General features: G+C 38.5%; 2 protein-coding genes and 1 pseudogene. 2 read left to right on the forward strand and 1 reads right to left on the reverse strand.

The window, feature by feature from the left end; translation table 11 throughout:
• Positions 1-448 (forward strand): homoserine O-acetyltransferase/O-succinyltransferase family protein (locus tag HP439_RS18965; protein ID WP_172391889.1); only part of this gene is annotated, 448 nt, incomplete at its 5' end.
• Positions 449-468: 20 nt separating this feature from the next.
• On the opposite strand, the gene HP439_RS18970 is transcribed toward HP439_RS18965, so the two are convergent.
• Positions 469-1,065: a DUF4202 domain-containing protein gene (locus tag HP439_RS18970; protein ID WP_172391890.1), complete on the reverse strand. Its 597-nt coding sequence runs from the start codon at positions 1,063-1,065 to the stop codon at positions 469-471.
• A 291-nt stretch (positions 1,066-1,356) separates the two neighbouring features.
• On the opposite strand from HP439_RS18970, the pseudogene HP439_RS18975 reads away from it, so the two are divergent.
• Positions 1,357-1,658: pseudogene (locus HP439_RS18975) on the forward strand (amidophosphoribosyltransferase); the annotation flags it as partial.

A 1,658-nucleotide genomic window follows, 5' to 3' on the forward strand; every position in this document is an offset into this window, starting at 1 on the left:
TGGGGTTTTTAAGCATACTGCGAATGATAAACATCATCCTTTGTTTAGGGGATTTGACGATGAATTTTATATACCACATAGCCGCCACACAACGATGCTAGCTCACGATCTTAGCAATGATGAGCTAGCGGTGCTATCTGAGTCTGAGGAGGCTGGACTCGCGATTTTGTCTTCGCGAGGTGGACGTGAATTCTACCTGACAGGACATTCTGAATATGCGCCGTTTACATTGCATGAAGAATATACTCGAGATATTGAGAAAGGAAATGATATCGCACTTCCAGAAAACTATTACATCGATAACAATCCGAATAATCCTCCGCGTGTTACTTGGACAAGTCACGCAAATTTGCTGTTTAACAATTGGTTAAATTATTACGTGTATCAAGAGACTCCGTTTGATTTAAAGAATGTTAAACACTTGGGTGAAATTAAGAATCAAAACTAGTTGTGAATTTAGTTATAATATTATTTACTGTCTTGTAATTCGGCAAGTGCCATTTTGATGAAACTTAATCCTTTTTTTGTGTACGGAAGCTGAAGCGCAAACTGATGTCCCGTATGATCCATCTTTAACAAGCTCCTTTTGAGGATATTTATGATTTTTTCTTCATACTTAGGGTAAAAATCTTCATATTGAAACTCGAGAAAGACCAAGCATAAAGCATTCTCCATAGTTTGTACGTCTGGATTGCCCTTTATTTTCTTCTTTAGAATTATTTGTTCTACTTGATCGATGGTAGACTCTGGAAAGCCGACATCTTTTAATATTGTACGCGTGAGATTGGCATGATGGATTGCTAATTGTTTACGCCAATTGAGATAACCATTTTTATCCATAGGAAACGAGCTGCGTGATATTTCCCAACGGCCGATATGTTGCGACTTTGACGCTAGCTGCAATGCTATGCTAGGGTTAGGCGCTAGCTTATATATCCAGTCGTAAAGTTTGTCAGCGAGGAACAACTCTTGAGCGTGTGTTCCGTCTTGCCAAGTAAACGTGTTAGGGTCATTTCTGTTGTAATCGTCAAATCTCTTAAGTGCTTCTCGTATCTTATGTTCCATCGTGAATTCGTCATTAATTGCTCGTCTGACCTATTGTTTGTTGTGCATGGTCGGATAGATAAAGATAGTGAAATAATTGGTGATTCGATGTAGGTTTACTGGGTTTCAGAAATTCGCGTTTGGATATGTCTTGTTTTGCTAGTATCCTGCGTGCAAGATGTTTTTTAAATTTTTGTTTGAATAAATGAAATCCACTCTTGGTCTCTCAAAAGTAAAAAAGCATTTTTACGCCGCTTTTTCTTGCTCGGTATTTTCTAAATTATGTTTACCTTTGCAACATCAATTCAAGCTATGAGTGAAGCTATAAAACATGAGTGCGGTATCGCACTAGTTCGACTACTGAAACCCCTCTCTTATTATCAGGAAAAATACGGGACACCTTATTATGGGATAAACAAGTTGTATCTTCTCATGGAGAAACAGCATAATAGAGGGCAAGACGGTGCTGGTATTGCAACGATTAAATTTGATGTTAAACCGGGGAACCGCTATATCTCTCGATATCGTGCTATGGGGTCGACTGCTGTGGCCGATATTTTTGAATATGTTCAAAAGAAGTTCGCTGCGGTAAATAAAGCTTATCCGGTAGAATC

The organism is Sphingobacterium shayense (assembly GCF_013179575.1).
Classification (GTDB): domain Bacteria; phylum Bacteroidota; class Bacteroidia; order Sphingobacteriales; family Sphingobacteriaceae; genus Sphingobacterium; species Sphingobacterium shayense.